At 69.2% G+C, this 14,512-nt stretch carries 19 protein-coding genes; 1 reads left to right on the top strand and 18 read right to left on the bottom strand.

Going from position 1 to position 14,512, the window contains the following annotated elements:
• Positions 1 to 91: 91 nt before the first annotated feature.
• The 4 genes from glmM to ACLGIH_RS13230 all read right to left on the bottom strand — a co-directional run bounded on the left by glmM (position 92) and on the right by ACLGIH_RS13230 (position 4,094).
• Positions 92 to 1,450, bottom strand: a complete 1,359-nt coding sequence (glmM, locus tag ACLGIH_RS13215) for a phosphoglucosamine mutase (RefSeq protein ID WP_416525457.1) — start codon at positions 1,448 to 1,450, stop codon at positions 92 to 94.
• A gap of 215 nt (positions 1,451 to 1,665) precedes the next feature.
• The gene (gene rpsI / locus ACLGIH_RS13220) at positions 1,666 to 2,178 is read right to left on the bottom strand and encodes a 30S ribosomal protein S9 (protein ID WP_019526966.1); all 513 of its coding nucleotides are present in this window, start codon (positions 2,176 to 2,178) and stop codon (positions 1,666 to 1,668) included.
• A 42-nt stretch (positions 2,179 to 2,220) separates the two neighbouring features.
• Entirely contained in the window at positions 2,221 to 2,664 is a 444-nt protein-coding gene (gene rplM, locus ACLGIH_RS13225) for a 50S ribosomal protein L13 (RefSeq protein WP_416525458.1), read from the bottom strand.
• 224 nt (positions 2,665 to 2,888) lie between these two features.
• On the bottom strand, positions 2,889 to 4,094 hold the full coding sequence (locus tag ACLGIH_RS13230; RefSeq protein WP_416525459.1) for a glycosyltransferase 87 family protein: 1,206 nt from the start codon (positions 4,092 to 4,094) through the stop codon (positions 2,889 to 2,891).
• Between the two features lie 74 nt (positions 4,095 to 4,168).
• Here ACLGIH_RS13230 and ACLGIH_RS13235 point away from each other — a divergent pair, with 74 nt between their 5' ends.
• Positions 4,169 to 5,050, top strand: a complete 882-nt coding sequence (locus ACLGIH_RS13235) for a hypothetical protein (protein WP_416525460.1) — start codon at positions 4,169 to 4,171, stop codon at positions 5,048 to 5,050.
• Positions 5,051 to 5,127: 77 nt separating this feature from the next.
• Here the strand turns inward: ACLGIH_RS13235 and truA are convergent, their stop codons facing one another.
• The 14 genes from truA to rplR all read right to left on the bottom strand — a co-directional run bounded on the left by truA (position 5,128) and on the right by rplR (position 14,509).
• Positions 5,128 to 5,982, bottom strand: a complete 855-nt coding sequence (truA, locus tag ACLGIH_RS13240) for a tRNA pseudouridine(38-40) synthase TruA (protein ID WP_416525461.1) — start codon at positions 5,980 to 5,982, stop codon at positions 5,128 to 5,130.
• Positions 5,983 to 6,127: 145 nt separating this feature from the next.
• Complete coding sequence (gene rplQ / locus ACLGIH_RS13245) at positions 6,128 to 6,637, bottom strand: 50S ribosomal protein L17 (RefSeq protein ID WP_416525462.1); 510 nt, start codon at positions 6,635 to 6,637, stop codon at positions 6,128 to 6,130.
• Positions 6,638 to 6,845: 208 nt separating this feature from the next.
• Positions 6,846 to 7,868 carry a DNA-directed RNA polymerase subunit alpha gene (locus ACLGIH_RS13250; RefSeq protein WP_003966937.1) on the bottom strand — a complete coding sequence of 341 codons (1,023 nt, stop codon included), beginning with the start codon at positions 7,866 to 7,868 and terminating at the stop codon, positions 6,846 to 6,848.
• Between the two features lie 148 nt (positions 7,869 to 8,016).
• On the bottom strand, positions 8,017 to 8,421 hold the full coding sequence (gene rpsK, locus ACLGIH_RS13255) for a 30S ribosomal protein S11 (RefSeq protein WP_003948617.1): 405 nt from the start codon (positions 8,419 to 8,421) through the stop codon (positions 8,017 to 8,019).
• Positions 8,422 to 8,485: 64 nt separating this feature from the next.
• Complete coding sequence (gene rpsM, locus ACLGIH_RS13260; RefSeq protein WP_416525463.1) at positions 8,486 to 8,866, bottom strand: 30S ribosomal protein S13; 381 nt, start codon at positions 8,864 to 8,866, stop codon at positions 8,486 to 8,488.
• Between the two features lie 198 nt (positions 8,867 to 9,064).
• On the bottom strand, positions 9,065 to 9,178 hold the full coding sequence (rpmJ, locus tag ACLGIH_RS13265; protein ID WP_003974245.1) for a 50S ribosomal protein L36: 114 nt from the start codon (positions 9,176 to 9,178) through the stop codon (positions 9,065 to 9,067).
• Between the two features lie 70 nt (positions 9,179 to 9,248).
• The gene (infA, locus tag ACLGIH_RS13270) at positions 9,249 to 9,470 is read right to left on the bottom strand and encodes a translation initiation factor IF-1 (protein WP_003948620.1); all 222 of its coding nucleotides are present in this window, start codon (positions 9,468 to 9,470) and stop codon (positions 9,249 to 9,251) included.
• Between the two features lie 161 nt (positions 9,471 to 9,631).
• Entirely contained in the window at positions 9,632 to 10,468 is an 837-nt protein-coding gene (gene map / locus ACLGIH_RS13275; RefSeq protein WP_416525464.1) for a type I methionyl aminopeptidase, read from the bottom strand.
• 155 nt (positions 10,469 to 10,623) lie between these two features.
• Entirely contained in the window at positions 10,624 to 11,277 is a 654-nt protein-coding gene (locus ACLGIH_RS13280; protein WP_416525465.1) for an adenylate kinase, read from the bottom strand.
• Positions 11,277 to 12,593 carry a preprotein translocase subunit SecY gene (secY, locus tag ACLGIH_RS13285; protein WP_416525466.1) on the bottom strand — a complete coding sequence of 439 codons (1,317 nt, stop codon included), beginning with the start codon at positions 12,591 to 12,593 and terminating at the stop codon, positions 11,277 to 11,279. The genes ACLGIH_RS13280 and secY overlap by 1 nt, the downstream gene beginning before the upstream one ends.
• A 240-nt stretch (positions 12,594 to 12,833) precedes the next feature.
• Entirely contained in the window at positions 12,834 to 13,289 is a 456-nt protein-coding gene (gene rplO / locus ACLGIH_RS13290) for a 50S ribosomal protein L15 (protein WP_365651081.1), read from the bottom strand.
• A 2-nt stretch (positions 13,290 to 13,291) separates the two neighbouring features.
• Positions 13,292 to 13,474 (bottom strand): 50S ribosomal protein L30, encoded by a 183-nt coding sequence (gene rpmD, locus ACLGIH_RS13295; protein WP_003974250.1) that lies wholly within the window; start codon positions 13,472 to 13,474, stop codon positions 13,292 to 13,294.
• A 2-nt stretch (positions 13,475 to 13,476) separates the two neighbouring features.
• On the bottom strand, positions 13,477 to 14,082 hold the full coding sequence (gene rpsE / locus ACLGIH_RS13300) for a 30S ribosomal protein S5 (RefSeq protein ID WP_200258884.1): 606 nt from the start codon (positions 14,080 to 14,082) through the stop codon (positions 13,477 to 13,479).
• Between the two features lie 43 nt (positions 14,083 to 14,125).
• A complete protein-coding gene (gene rplR / locus ACLGIH_RS13305; protein WP_416525467.1) occupies positions 14,126 to 14,509 on the bottom strand; it encodes a 50S ribosomal protein L18 in 384 nt (127 codons plus the stop codon).
• Positions 14,510 to 14,512: the final 3 nt, after the last annotated feature.

The raw sequence follows: 14,512 nt of genomic DNA on the forward strand, positions 1-14,512 counted from the left end.
CGGAAGGGGCGCGGGGAACTGCGCGGCCGGCCACGACGAGCCCCGCAGCCCGAAACACGCAGGACCCCCACCCCGAACCGTCGACGTGGAACTATCCCAACGCCGACTTCACCGAATCCGCCAACCGCCCCGCAACCGACCGGGCCTGCTCGATGTCCGCAGCCTCGACCATCACCCGCACCAGCGGCTCCGTCCCGGAGGGACGCAGCAGCACCCGCCCGGTCTCCCCCAGCTCCCGCTCCGCCTCGGCGACCGCGGCGGCCAGCTCGGCGGAGGTGGTCACCCGGGACTTGTCCACGTCGGGCACGTTGATCAGGACCTGCGGCAGCCGCTCCATGACGGACGCCAGGTCCTGGAGCGTACGGCCGGTCTGCGCGACCCGCGCCGCCAGCATCAGGCCGGTCAGCGTGCCGTCGCCGGTGGTGGCGTGGTCGAGGATGATGACGTGGCCGGACTGCTCGCCGCCCAGGGCGAAGCCCTCGGCCTTCATCTCCTCCAGCACGTACCGGTCACCGACCGCCGTCTGCACGACCCGGATGCCCTCGCGCTCCATGGCGAGCTTGAAGCCCAGGTTGGACATGACGGTCGCGACCACGGTGTCGCCGCGCAGCGCGGACCGCTCCCGCATCGCCAGCCCGAGCACGGCGAGGATCTGGTCGCCGTCCACCTCCGCACCGGTGTGGTCCACGGCCAGGCAGCGGTCGGCGTCACCGTCGTGCGCGATGCCGAGGTCGGCACCGTGCTCGACGACGGCGGCCTTGAGCTGGTCGAGGTGGGTGGAGCCGCAGCCGTCGTTGATGTTGAGGCCGTCCGGCTCCGCGCCGATGGTGACGACCTCGGCGCCGGCCCGCGCGAACGCCTCCGGCGAGACCCGGGCGGCGGCGCCGTGCGCCTCGTCCAGGACGATCTTCAGGCCGTCGAGGCGGTTGGGCAGGACGGCGATGAGGTGGGCGACGTACTTGTCGAAGCCCTCGCCGTAGTCGCGGACCCGGCCGACGCCGGAGCCGGTCGGGCGGTCCCAGGGGGCGCCGGTGCGGTGCCCCTCGTAGAGGGACTCGATGCGGTCCTCCAGCTCGTCGGCGAGCTTGTGACCGCCGCGGGCGAAGAACTTGATGCCGTTGTCGGGCATGGCGTTGTGGCTGGCGGAGAGCATCACGCCGAGGTCGGCGCCGAGCGCGCCGGTCAGGTACGCCACCGCGGGCGTCGGCAGCACGCCGACCCTCAGCACGTCCACGCCGGCGCTGGCCAGGCCCGCCACCACGGCGGCCTCCAGGAACTCCCCGGACGCACGCGGGTCACGTCCGACCACCGCGGTCGGCCGGTGCCCTTCGAACGTGCCCGCCTCGGCCAGCACGTGCGCCGCGGCGACGGAGAGGCCGAGCGCCATCTCGGCCGTCAGGTCCGCGTTGGCGACACCGCGCACGCCGTCCGTGCCGAAGAGTCGTCCCACTTGTCCTCCTGAGGAAGCGTCAGTTCCGGAAGCCGTGCCGTGCGGCCCACGCACCTGCCTCCGTGTTCCCGGACACCCGCAATGTCCGGCCATCCGATCACACAAGCCGTTGAGCGTCTTGTGCCGTTATACGCCTGAGCGCGGTGATATACGAACGCCCCGGCAGCACAGTGGCGTGCCGCCGGGGCGTTCGGAGTACGAGCGAGCAGCCGCGATCAGCGCTTGCTGTACTGCGGAGCCTTGCGGGCCTTCTTCAGACCGGCCTTCTTCCGCTCGACCGCGCGGTCGTCGCGGCGCAGGAAGCCGGCCTTCTTCAGCGGGCCGCGGTTGTTGTCGACGTCGGCCTCGTTCAGGGCGCGGGCGACACCGAGGCGCAGCGCACCGGCCTGGCCGGAGACGCCGCCGCCGGCGATGCGGGCGATGACGTCGTAGCGGCCCTCGAGCTCCAGCACCTTGAAGGGCTCGTTGACCTCCTGCTGGTGCACCTTGTTCGGGAAGTAGTCCTCGAGGGTGCGGCCGTTGATCTTCCACTTGCCGGTGCCCGGGACGATCCGGACACGGGCGATGGCGTTCTTGCGACGGCCCAGGCCGGCGGCCGGCTGGGGCTCGCCGAAGCGGGAGGCCATGGACTCCGAGGTGTACTCGCCCTCGACGGGGACCTCGGACTCGGTGGTGTAGCTGTCGATGTCAAGCTCTTCGAGCGGCTGCTCGGCAGTGGTCTCGGCCACGATTCTCCTCAGATTCTCTTCAGTCTTAGGGGGTGGCCGGACTTACTGCGCGACCTGGGTGATCTCGTACGGCTGCGGCTGCTGCGCGCCGTGCGGGTGCTGGTCACCCTTGTAGACCTTCAGCTTCGAGAGCATCTGACGGCCCAGGGAGTTCTTGGGGAGCATGCCCTTGACGGCCTTCTCGACGGCCTTCTCGGGGTTCTTCTCCAGCAGCTCGTCGTAGCGGACGGAGCGCAGACCGCCCGGGTAGCCGGAGTGGCGGTACGCCATCTTCTGGGTCCGCTTGTTGCCGGACAGGTGCACCTTGTCGGCGTTGATGATGATGACGAAGTCACCAGCGTCGACGTGCGGCGCGTAGATCGGCTTGTGCTTGCCCCGGAGAAGGGTCGCTGCGGTGGAGGCGAGACGGCCCAGGACGACGTCCTGAGCGTCAATGACGTGCCACTGGCGCGTCACATCGCCGGGCTTGGGGCTGTACGTACGCACGGTTCGTAGCCTTCGCTTCGAGTGAATGGTCCTGAACAGGTCACCGAAACGATCACGACAGCCTTGACCGCACAGCGGTGACGCAAACCGCGTGCTGGTCGCTGGTCATCGGCCCGGTGGACCGGTGTAAGGGCCCGTCCCGTGAGAATGAGCAAGCCAATACACAACGAACAAGCAGGATACCGGGGTGTCCGGAGTGGGTCAAAACGAGGGACCGTCGGGTATCACTGCCTGCTTCCACTGTACGTGTCCGCCCGCAGGGGCGGGGTGACGAGGCTCTCCCCGGCGTCCGGCGCCCGCGGCCCCCAGCCCTGCCGGGCCACCGTCACCGCGAGCACACAGAGCGTGACCGCGTCCTTGAAGGCGCGCCGCCGGGGCGCCTCCAGCCAGGGCCAGGTCAGGCCCGGCAGCTGCGGGACCAGGGCCAGCCAGAACCAGGGCCGGCGGGCGACCGAGCCGGCGTACGGCAGTCCGGCGAGCAGCAGGGGCAGGACGACCACGAGGTAGTGGTCGTAGGAGGGGCGGGAGACCAGGAACGCCGAGAGCATCAGGCCGGCGGCGGTCTCGGCGAGCCGCAGCGGACCGGGATCGGCACGGCGCCAGCGCCGCCAGGCGCACCCGGCCCCGGCGGCGGCGGCGAGCACCGCGAGGGTCTCGGCGAGCGGGCGCGCCAGGCCCAGCCGGGGCAGCACGGCCGCCGGGGACGCCTCGTAGAGCCGTACGAAGCCGTCGTCGCCGCTCAGCAGGAACGGCAGGGTACGGGTGAAGAAGCCGGCCGGGTCGGGCATCAGCAGGCCCGCGGCGGCGGACGCCCCGAGCGGGACCAGGACCGCCGCCGCCAGCGCCCGCCACCGGCCGGCGAACAGGAACAGCAGCACCAGCGGCGCGAGCAGCGGCTTGACCGCGACGGCGGCGCCCACCACCGCGCCCGCCGCCGTCCACCGTCCCCGGCCCGCCAGGAGCAGGCACAGCGGCAGGGCCGCCGCCGCGGCCACCGTCCAGTTGCCCAGCAGCACCAGGTGCCCGAACGGCGCGAAGCAGGCCGCGAGGGCGAGCAGGCCGAGGGCGGCGAAGCGGCTGCCCAGCGGGACGCGGTGCAGCCGCAGGGCGCAGGCCCAGCCCAGCGCCAGCAGGACCGTCACGGCGAGCGGCACCAGCACGCGCAGCGCGGACGCGGGCAGCAGGGTCTGCGGGGCGGCGGCCAGGACGGCGCTCGGGAAGTACAGGAAGTGCGGGTCGGCGTACGGATCGCCGCCCGCCAGCCAGGTCCGGGCGGCCCGGACGACGATGGCGTTGTCCATCCCGCCCTCCGGGGTCGCGCGGGCCGTCCGCACCGCGAGGGCACCGAGCACGGCCGCGAGCGCCGCCCACGCATGCCACCGCGCCGGTCGCACCAACCACCCGGAGATGTCGCTTTTGCCCGTCCGCATGGAAGGAACGCTAAGGGTTCCGGGGCCCGTTGAGGCGGACCAGCACGCCCTGGGACCCGTCTAAGATGCGCCCCATGAGCTTTGGGCAGGGGGGACCCCAGTCTCAGTGGGATCCCTGGAAACCGAATTCCCAGCAGCCCTGGAACGGCGGCGGTGACCAGACCCCGGACTGGGCCGCGCTCGCCGAGGCGTCCGAGGCCCGCAACAAACGGCGCCGGCTGCTGTTCATCGGTGGCGGTGCGCTGGCCACGGTCGCGGTCGCGAGCGCCGTCGCGGTGGCCGTCGTCTCCGCGAACGGCTCGGGCCAGGCGTCCGGCGATCCGTCCTCCCGGCTGCCCTCGGCGGCCGACCTCCCGAGCGCGACCGCCACCGCCCCGTCGTTCGCGCCGACCACCGCGCCGCCTCCGCTGGACCCGAAGGACTTCGTCTCCAGCGCGAAGAAGGACAAGGCCCCGCTCGGCCCGGACGTCCTCTTCCCCGGCACCCAGCTGACCATGGGCGACACGGTCTACAAGAAGGGCCCGACGGCCGACACCCGGACCTGTTCCTCGGCGGCCCTGAACACCCTGCCCAAGGTCCTTCAGGACAACGACTGCACCCGGCTGATCCGCGTCACCTACACCGAGGACGACATCGCCGTGACGGTCGGCGTGGCCGTCTTCGACACCGCGGCGCAGGCGAGCGAGGCCAAGAGGCAGGCGGACAGCAAGAGCATCGTCAAGTCCCTGTCCGGCGGCGGTGTGCGGAGCTTCTGCCAGGGTGCCGTGTGCCGGTCCACGACCAACGCCTACGGCCGGTACGCCTACTTCACCATCTCCGGGTTCACCGGCGGCAAGGACGTCACCGAGAAGGACACCGAGGTCTTCCGGACCGGCGACGACCTCGCCGAGTTCACCTTCCGGCAGATCCGGCAGCGCGGCGAGGCCCAGGCCTCGGCGGCGGCGACGGCGGGCTAGGCCCGGCGCACGGGCCCGGTGCACGGGCCCGGCGGTGGCCCGGACGCCGCCGGCGGAGCGGTGACCGGACCGACCGCTCAGCAGCAGCCGGCGCCGGGCAGGGACCGCTTGTTCCGGGCCTCGCAGTTGCGGGCCGCGAGCAGCTCGTCCGCCGGGTAGCCGACCTCCTCCAGCGTCAGCCCGTGCGGCCGTACGACATGCACGGCCGAATCGCGTACGCCGGCCGCCAGCACCTTCCCCGGCCAGTCGGGGGCGCGGTGCCCGTCGCCGACGAACAGCAGCGCCCCGATCAGCGAGCGCACCATGTTGTGGCAGAAGGCGTCGGCCCGGACCGTGGCGGTGACGATCCCGTCCTCGCCCCGCACCAGGCTCAGTTCCTGCAGCGTCCGGATGGTCGTGGCCCCCTCCCGCTTCTTGCAGTAGGCGGCGAAGTCGTGCTCCCCCAGCAGCTGCCGGGCAGCCTCGTTCATGGCGTCCACGTCCAGCGGCCAGTCGTGCCACAGGACATGGTTGCGCAGCAGCGGGTCCACACCGCCGGGATTGTCGGTGACCCGGTAGGCGTAGCGCCGCCAGACCGCGGAGAACCGCGCGTTGAACCCACTGGGCGCCTCCCGCAGCGCCCACACCCGTACGTCCCTGGACAACCGCCCGGCCAGCCGCTTCAGCAGCTTCCCGTGGTGCTCGACCCAGACCTCCCGCGGCAGATCGACATGGGCGACCTGCCCCCGGGCGTGCACCCCGGCGTCGGTGCGCCCGGCCACGGTCAGCTCGTACGTCTCCCGGGACCGCGTGACCGTCCGCAGCGCGTCCTCGATCTCCCCCTGCACGGTCCGCCGCCCGCCGGCCTGCTTGGCCCACCCGGAGAACTCGGTCCCGTCGTAGGACAGGTCCAGCCGCACCCGTACGAACCCGGGCTGTACTTCGTCACTCACCCCTGCATCCTCTCAGCAACGCGAAAGCGGGCCCGCCCCTCGAAAGGGGACGGGCCCGCCGACGCCCCTCAAGGGGCGCGGGGAACTGCGCGGACGACCACGACGAAGCCGCAGCCGCAGAACGCACAGTCCCCCGGCAGAACGCTTACGCGTCCTTCGACTCCTCGGCCGGAGCCTCGGCAGCCTCGTCGGCCTTGGTCGTGTCGACCTTGGCCTCGGCGGCCTCGGCGGCCTCGGCGTCCTTGGCGGCACGCTTCGTCGCGCCCTCGGCCTCGCCGACCGCCTTCTGCTGCACCGTCAGCGCCTCGACCAGCTCGATCACAGCCATGGGCGCGTTGTCGCCACGGCGGTTGCCGATCTTGGTGATACGGGTGTAGCCACCCGGACGGTTCTCGTACCGCGGGCCGATCTCGGTGAAGAGCGTGTGGACGATGCTCTTGTCCGTGATGACCTGGAGCACCTGACGGCGGTTGTGAAGGTCGCCCTTCTTCGCCTTGGTGATCAGACGCTCGGCGTACGGCCGCAGACGGCGGGCCTTCGCCTCGGTAGTGGTGATCTTGCCGTGCTCGAAGAGGCTCTTCGCGAGGTTCGCGAGGAGCAGCTTCTCGTGCGCGGCGCTGCCGCCCAGACGGGCACCCTTGGTGGGCTTCGGCATGGTGTTTCTCCTAGGGGTCTGCCCCGGCCGTATCAGGTACCGGGGTCAGTATCTGAGCAGACGGTTGTCTGTCAGAGATCCGGACCACAGCCCCGAAGGGGCTGTCGTCCGGAAGGGGCGCGGGGCGGTGTCGCTATGCGACTCCGTCGCGCGGGCGCGACAAGCCACAGCGCACCGCACCCGAGTACGGACCGGAAGGCCCGAGCTCTCAGTACTGCTCGGTCTCCACGAACCCGGCGTCCGCGTCGTCGTCCGCACCGAAGGCGTCCGCGGCGGCGGTCGGGTCGAATCCGGGCGGGCTGTCCTTCAGGGCCAGGCCCATCCCGGCCAGCTTCGCCTTGACCTCGTCGATCGACTTCGCACCGAAGTTGCGGATGTCGAGCAGGTCCGCCTCGCTGCGCGCGACCAGCTCACCCACGGAGTGGATGCCCTCGCGCTTGAGGCAGTTGTACGACCGGACGGTGAGCTCCAGCTCCTCGATCGGCAGCGCCAGGTCGGCGGCGAGCGCGGCGTCCGTCGGGGACGGACCCATGTCGATGCCCTCGGCGTCGATGTTCAGCTCGCGGGCGAGACCGAACAGCTCGACCAGGGTCTTGCCGGCCGACGCCATGGCGTCGCGCGGCCGCATGGCCTGCTTGGTCTCGACGTCGACGATCAGCTTGTCGAAGTCGGTGCGCTGCTCGACACGCGTGGCCTCGACCTTGTACGTGACCTTGAGCACCGGCGAGTAGATCGAGTCGACCGGGATACGGCCGATCTCCTGGCCGACCTGCTTGTTCTGCACCGCGGAGACGTAGCCGCGACCGCGCTCGACGGTCAGCTCCATCTCCAGCTTGCCCTTGCCGTTGAGCGTGGCGAGGACGAGGTCGGGGTTGTGCACCTCGACGCCGGCCGGGGGCGCGATGTCGGCGGCGGTGACCAGACCCGGGCCCTGCTTGCGCAGGTACATCACGACCGGCTCGTCGTGCTCGCTCGACACGACCAGCTGCTTGATGTTGAGGATCAGGTCGGTGACGTCCTCCTTGACGCCCGGCACGGTGGTGAACTCGTGCAGGACACCGTCGATGCGGATCGACGTGACCGCCGCACCGGGGATCGAGGACAGGAGGGTACGACGCAGGGAGTTGCCGAGGGTGTAACCGAAGCCCGGCTCCAGCGGCTCGATCACGAACCGGGAGCGGAACTCGTCGACGACCTCTTCGGTCAACGAGGGACGCTGAGCGATCAGCATGTGTGGATCAGATCCTTCAGTCGTGGGCGCCCGCTATATGACGCCCGACGGAACCGCACCGGAACAAGGCGCGGCTACTGCAAGGGTACGGGCGGCACGGCCCGAAGGAGCCGTACCGCCCGGAAACCGCAGCCGAAAAAGGCGAGCGTCAGACGCGACGACGCTTCGGCGGACGGCAGCCGTTGTGCGGGGTCGGGGTGACGTCCTGGATGGAGCCGACCTCGAGACCGGTCGCCTGGAGCGAACGGATGGCGGTCTCACGACCGGAACCCGGGCCCTTGACGAACACGTCGACCTTGCGCATGCCGTGCTCCTGAGCGCGGCGGGCGGCCGACTCGGCGGCCATCTGCGCGGCGAACGGCGTGGACTTCCGCGAGCCCTTGAAGCCGACGTGGCCGGCGGAGGCCCAGGAGATCACGTTGCCGGTCGGGTCCGTGATCGAGACGATCGTGTTGTTGAACGTGCTCTTGATGTGCGCGTGGCCGTGAGCGACGTTCTTCTTTTCCTTGCGGCGCACCTTCTTGGCAGCGCCCTGACGTCCCTTGGGGGGCATGTCTTAACTCCTACGGAGGTGGTCGGTCCTACAGCGAAGACCGTGGACAGGCGTCCGCTGCGGACTACTTCTTGCCCGGCTTCTTCTTGCCGGCGATGGCGCGACGCGGGCCCTTGCGGGTGCGAGCGTTGGTGCTGGTGCGCTGGCCGCGGACGGGCAGACCGCGGCGGTGACGCAGACCCTGGTACGTGCCGATCTCGACCTTGCGGCGGATGTCGGCCTGGATCTCGCGACGGAGGTCGCCCTCGGTCCTGAAGTTGTTGTCGACGTACTCGCGGATCGCGACGAGCTGCTCCTCGGAGAGGTCGCGGACGCGGGTGTTCGGGTCGACGCCGGTGGCAGCCAGCGTCTGCTGGGAGAGGGTCCGGCCGATGCCGAACACGTAGGTGAGGGCGATCTCCACGCGCTTGTCGCGCGGGATGTCAACACCGGAAACGCGTGCCATTCAATGGCTCCTGGTGATCTTCGGAGGTCTTCCGCAGAACCGGCTCCCAGCCGCCGTACTAGGTACGAACTGGGTCCCCGGCCTCCGAACCGGGGGTGTCAGACGGCTCACGCCGTCCGGGTCCTGCGTATGAACATATTCAGCTCGCGTCGCGCGAATCCCTGCGATGTGAATGCAGAGGGTGCGGTCGGTCGTACGTCAGCCCTGGCGCTGCTTGTGGCGCGGGTTGTCGCAGATGACCATGACCCGGCCGTGACGGCGGATCACCCTGCACTTGTCGCAGATCTTCTTGACGCTCGGCTTGACCTTCATGGGATGTGAGGTTCTCCGGGTCAGTTGCCGGCGGACCCGCGGCGTCGCCGCCGCAGGACGTGGGCAAGATCTACTTGTACCGGTAGACGATCCGGCCACGCGTCAGGTCGTACGGAGACAGCTCCACCACGACCCGGTCGTCAGGGAGGATGCGGATGTAGTGCATGCGCATCTTGCCGCTGATGTGTGCCAGGACCTGGTGGCCGTTCTGGAGCTCGACCTTGAACATGGCGTTCGGAAGAGACTCGACGACAGTGCCCTCGATCTCGATGGCACCTTGCTTCTTGGCCACGCTTCGCCCTTCGAATCGACTACCTTGATCGGCTCCGGCGCGCACCCGTTCGCAAAGCTTGCAGGCATGCAGGCATGCGGGTGCACAAGAGCCGACGAGTCAGTCTACGTCAGCACACCCGGAAAGGCGAAACGAGGAAGTCTGCCCCACCCGGGAGATCGTCATGCAAGAGGGTCCGGAGCGGCCGTGATGCCGTACTCCGCGAGCTTGGCCCTGCCCCCGTCGGGCGCCGTCAGGACCAGCGGGCCCTGCTCGGTCAGCGCGACGGAGTGCTCCCAGTGGGAGGACCAGGTCCCGTCCGTCGTCACGACCGTCCAGTCGTCCTCCAGGACGACCGTCTTCGGTGTGCCCAGGGACACCATCGGCTCGATGGCGAGGCAGAAGCCGGGCACCAGCTTGGGCCCCTTGCCCCGGCGCCGGTCGACGTAGTTCAGCAGGTGCGGGTCCATGTGCATCTCGGTGCCGATGCCGTGGCCGCCGTAGTCCTCGATGATCCCGTAGCGGCCGCCGCCGGGCTTGGGCTGGCGGCGGATGTACGTCTCGACGGCCCGGGAGATGTCGACCAGCCGGTTGCCCTGCTTCATGGCCGCGATGCCGGCCCACATGGACTCCTCGGTCACCCGGGACAGCTCGACCAGCTCCGGGGAGTGACCGGAGCCGACGAACGCCGTGTAGGCCGCGTCACCGTGCCAGCCGTCGATGATCGCGCCGCAGTCGATGGAGATGACGTCCCCGTCCTTGAGGACGACGTCGTCGGAGGGGATGCCGTGGACGACGACCTCGTTCACGGAGGTGCAGATGGTCGCCGGGAAGCCGCCGTAGCCGAGGAAGTTCGGCTTGGCGTTGTGCTCGGCGAGCACCTTGCGGGCGACCTGGTCCAGGTCCTTGGTGGTGGCGCCGGGCACGGCGGCCTCCCGCGTGGCCGCGTGGATGGCGGCGACGACCAGCCCCGCCTCTCGCATCTTGGCGATCTGCTCGGGGCTCTTGATCTGCACCATGGGGGCTGCGGCCTTTCTGGACCGGGAGACAGAGGAACGCTTCCCACGATACGGGGCATCGGCCTCCGCAAGCCGCGGGCATACGTGCCGCACGGGCGGCACACCACAGCCGCGGCCCCTGGAAGAGGAACCGCGGCTGCAGTCGGCACAAAGAACTACTTGTCGCGCTTCAGCGCCTCCAGCGCACGGCCGGTGACCTCGTCGACCTTGCCCATCGCGGAGATGGTCACGACCAGACCCTGCGCCTTGTAGTAGTCGATGATCGGCTCGGTCTGCGTGTGGTAGACCTCCAGCCGCTTGCGGACCGTCTCCTCGGAGTCGTCGTCCCGCTGGTACAGCTCGCCGCCGCAGACGTCGCAGACGCCCTCCCGCTTCGGCGTCGAGTACGTCACGTGGAAGACGTGCGCCGACTCGTTCCGGCAGACCCGGCGTCCGGCGATCCGCTTGACGACCTCTTCCTCCGGGGCCTCCAGGTCCAGCACCGCGTCGAGCTTCATCTGCTCCGTCTCGAGCAGCTCGTCCAGTGCCTCGGCCTGGGAGACGTTGCGCGGGAAGCCGTCCAGCAGGAAGCCGCCCTCGGCGTCGGGCTGCTCCATGCGGTCCTTCGCCATGGCGATGGTGACCTCGTCCGGTACGAGGTTGCCGGCGTCCATGTAGGACTTGGCCAGCTTGCCCAGTTCGGTCTGCTGGCTGATGTTGGCGCGGAACAGGTCGCCCGTGGAGATGTGCGGGATGTGCAGCGTCTCGGCAAGGCGGGTGGCCTGCGTACCCTTTCCGGCACCCGGCGGCCCGACGAGGACGATTCGCATCAGCGGAGGAACCCTTCGTAATTGCGCTGCTGGAGCTGGCTCTCGATCTGCTTCACCGTCTCCAGGCCCACACCCACGATGATCAGGATGCTGGTACCACCGAACGGGAAGTTCTGGTTTGCCCCGAAACCTGCCAACGCCATCGTCGGCACGAGAGCGATCAGTCCCAGATACAGCGAACCCGGCCAGGTGATCCGGTTGAGTACGTAGCTCAGATACTCAGCGGTCGGTCGGCCAGCCCGGATGCCCGGGATGAAGCCACCATACTTCTTCATGTTGTCGGCGACTTCTTCGGGGTTGAAGGTGATCGCCACGTAGAAGAACGCGAAGAAGACGATGAGCAGGAAGTACAGGATGATGTGCGCGGTGGCGTCCGTGGCCGCGAGGTTCCGCTCGACCCACTGCGCCCAGCCGGCGGTCGAGTTGGAGAACTGGACCACCAGCGCCGGAATGTAGAGCAGCGACGAGGCGAAGATCACGGGGATGATGCCCGCCTGGTTGACCTTCAGCGGAATGTACGTGGACGTGCCGCCGTAGGACCGGCGGCCGATCATGCGCTTCGCGTACTGGACCGGAATACGGCGCTGAGCCTGCTCCACGAAGACCACCAGGCCGATCATGACCAGACCGACGGCGACCACGGTGCCGAACTCGATCCAGCCGTCGGCCAGGTCGCCCTGCTCCTTGATGGCCCACAGGGCACCCGGGAAGGTCGCGGCGATCGAGATGAACATCAGGATCGACATGCCGTTGCCGATGCCGCGGTCGGTGATCAGCTCACCGAGCCACATGACGACGGCCGTACCGGCGGTCATCGTGATCACCATGACGACGGTGGTGAAGATGGCCTGGTTCGGCACAACCTGGTTGGCGACCGTGCAGCCCGAGAAGAGGGCGCCGCTGCGGGCGGTAGCGATGAGGCCGGTGCCCTGGAGGACGGCCAGCGCGATGGTCAGGTAGCGGGTGTACTGCGTGATCTTCGCGGTACCCGCCTGCCCCTCCTTCTTCAGGGCCTCCAGCCTCGGGATCACCACGGTCAGCAGCTGCAGAATGATGCTCGCCGTGATGTACGGCATGATGCCGAGCGCGAACACCGTGATCTGCAGCAGAGCGCCGCCGCTGAACATGTTGATCAGGCCGAGGGGACCACCCTGGTTGCCGGACGCCTGGTCCACACACTCCTGGACGGCCCTGTAGTCGACGCCCGGGATCGGGATGTGCGTACCGATCCGGTACACCACGATGATGCCCAGCGTGAAGAGCAGCTTCTTGCGCAGGTCGGGCGTCTTGAACGCCCGGGCGAACGCGGTGAGCACGGTGCCTCCTGCGACCCCCGCGCAACTGCGTCAAGGGTGACGGTCTTGAGGTTCGACTGACGACTTAATACACAACGGTCAACTGCCGCTCAGGGTGCCCCATGTGTGACACCCGTGAAAGAGGGCAGTGCAGGCCACCTTACCGGCGAGCCACCGCCCTTGGAACGACCAACCGGGGATACCCCTTTTGTGGGGTATCCCCGGTCGGGATCGCTCAAGTCATCGAGACGCCTGAGGTGTTCAGACGAGCTCGGTGACGCTGCCGCCGGCGGCGGCGATCTTCTCCTTGGCGGAGGTGGAGGCCTTGTCGACCTTCACCGTCAGCGCCACGGAGATCTCGCCCTCGCCGAGGACCTTGACCAGGCTGTTCTTGCGAACGGCGCCCTTGGCCACCAGGTCCTCGACCGTGACCTCGCCACCCTGCGGGTACAGCTTGGCCAGCTTGTCGAGGTTCACGACCTGGTACTCGGTCTTGAACGGGTTCTTGAAGCCCTTCAGCTTCGGAAGGCGCATGTGAAGCGGCATCTGGCCGCCCTCGAAGCGCTCCGGAACCTGGTAGCGGGCCTTCGTACCCTTGGTACCACGACCGGCCGTCTTACCCTTCGACGCCTCACCACGACCGACACGGGTCTTCGCGGTCTTGGCGCCCGGGGCGGGACGGAGGTTGTGGATCTTGAGCGGGTTCTGCTCCGCCATGATCAGTCGACCTCCTCGACCGTCACGAGGTGGCGGACGGTGTGCACCATGCCGCGGAACTCGGGGCGGTCCTCCTTGACGACCTGCGTGTTGATCCCCTTGAGACCAAGGGAGCGCAGGGTGTCACGGTGGTTCTGCTTGCTGCCGATGTAGGACTTGACCTGCGTAATCTTGAGCTGCGCCATGATCACGCACCCGCCCCGGCACGCGCACGGAGCAGAGCCGCGGGAGCGACGTCCTCGAGCGGCAGACCACGGCGGGCCGCGATCTCCTCGGGACGCTGCAGGCCACGCAGGGCCTCCACGGTCGCGTGCACGATGTTGATGGCGTTGTCGGAGCCGAGCGACTTCGACAGCACGTCGTGGATACCGGCGCACTCGAGCACGGCACGCACCGGGCCACCGGCGATAACACCGGTACCGGGCGACGCGGGCTTGAGCAGCACGACGCCGGCAGCCTTCTCACCCTGGATCGGGTGCGGGATGGTGCCCTGGATCCGGGGGACCTTGAAGAAGTGCTTCTTGGCCTCCTCAACGCCCTTGGCGATGGCGGCCGGCACCTCCTTGGCCTTGCCGTATCCGACACCCACGGTGCCGTCACCGTCGCCCACCACGACCAGCGCGGTGAAGCTGAAGCGACGACCACCCTTCACAACCTTGGCGACGCGGTTGATCGCGACGACGCGCTCAACGTACGCGGTCTTCTCGGCGGCAGCAGCGCCGCCGTCACGGCCCTTCCGGTCCCGCCGCTCGCCGCCACCGGCACCGCTTCCGCGGCGCTGGGGTCCAGCCATTGGAATTACCTCTCTCTGTTTCCGCTAGCTACGGAACCGCGGCTCAGAACTTGAGCCCGGCCTCGCGGGCGGCGTCGGCCAGGGCGGCGATGCGCCCGGCGTACTGGTTGCCACCACGGTCGAACACGACGGCCTCGACACCGGCGGCCTTGGCACGCTCGGCGACCAGGGCGCCGACCTGCTTGGCCTGCGCGGACTTGTCGCCCTCGCCACCGCGGATCGAGCTGTCCAGAGTGGACGCCGATGCCAGGGTGTGGCCCTTCAGGTCGTCGATCACCTGCGCCACGATGTGGCGGTTGGAGCGGGTCACGACCAGACGGGGACGCTCCGCGGTGCCGGAGACCTTCTTGCGGATCCGGATGTGGCGGCGCTTGATCGAGGCGCGCTTGTAGGCGTCGCCCTTGAGGATCTTCTGCCCGTATGCCATGGC

The sequence above is a fragment of the Streptomyces hamibioticus genome, from assembly GCF_047946815.1.
Lineage (GTDB): Bacteria > Actinomycetota > Actinomycetes > Streptomycetales > Streptomycetaceae > Streptomyces.

Coding starts and splice junctions, on each gene's coding strand:
- rpmD (WP_003974250.1), bottom strand. CDS start 13,474: ATGGCGCAGCTCAAGATTACGCAGGTCAAGTCCTACATCGGCAGCAAG.
- rpsK (WP_003948617.1), bottom strand. CDS start 8,421: ATGCCCCCCAAGGGACGTCAGGGCGCTGCCAAGAAGGTGCGCCGCAAG.
- rplR (WP_416525467.1), bottom strand. CDS start 14,509: ATGGCATACGGGCAGAAGATCCTCAAGGGCGACGCCTACAAGCGCGCC.
- rpsM (WP_416525463.1), bottom strand. CDS start 8,866: ATGGCACGCGTTTCCGGTGTTGACATCCCGCGCGACAAGCGCGTGGAG.
- rpsE (WP_200258884.1), bottom strand. CDS start 14,082: ATGGCTGGACCCCAGCGCCGCGGAAGCGGTGCCGGTGGCGGCGAGCGG.
- rplQ (WP_416525462.1), bottom strand. CDS start 6,637: ATGCCGAAGCCCACCAAGGGTGCCCGTCTGGGCGGCAGCGCCGCGCAC.
- rpmJ (WP_003974245.1), bottom strand. CDS start 9,178: ATGAAGGTCAAGCCGAGCGTCAAGAAGATCTGCGACAAGTGCAGGGTG.
- ACLGIH_RS13230 (WP_416525459.1), bottom strand. CDS start 4,094: ATGCGGACGGGCAAAAGCGACATCTCCGGGTGGTTGGTGCGACCGGCG.
- ACLGIH_RS13235 (WP_416525460.1), top strand. CDS start 4,169: ATGAGCTTTGGGCAGGGGGGACCCCAGTCTCAGTGGGATCCCTGGAAA.
- rplO (WP_365651081.1), bottom strand. CDS start 13,289: ATGGCGGAGCAGAACCCGCTCAAGATCCACAACCTCCGTCCCGCCCCG.
- map (WP_416525464.1), bottom strand. CDS start 10,468: ATGGTGCAGATCAAGAGCCCCGAGCAGATCGCCAAGATGCGAGAGGCG.
- ACLGIH_RS13250 (WP_003966937.1), bottom strand. CDS start 7,868: ATGCTGATCGCTCAGCGTCCCTCGTTGACCGAAGAGGTCGTCGACGAG.
- ACLGIH_RS13280 (WP_416525465.1), bottom strand. CDS start 11,277: ATGCGAATCGTCCTCGTCGGGCCGCCGGGTGCCGGAAAGGGTACGCAG.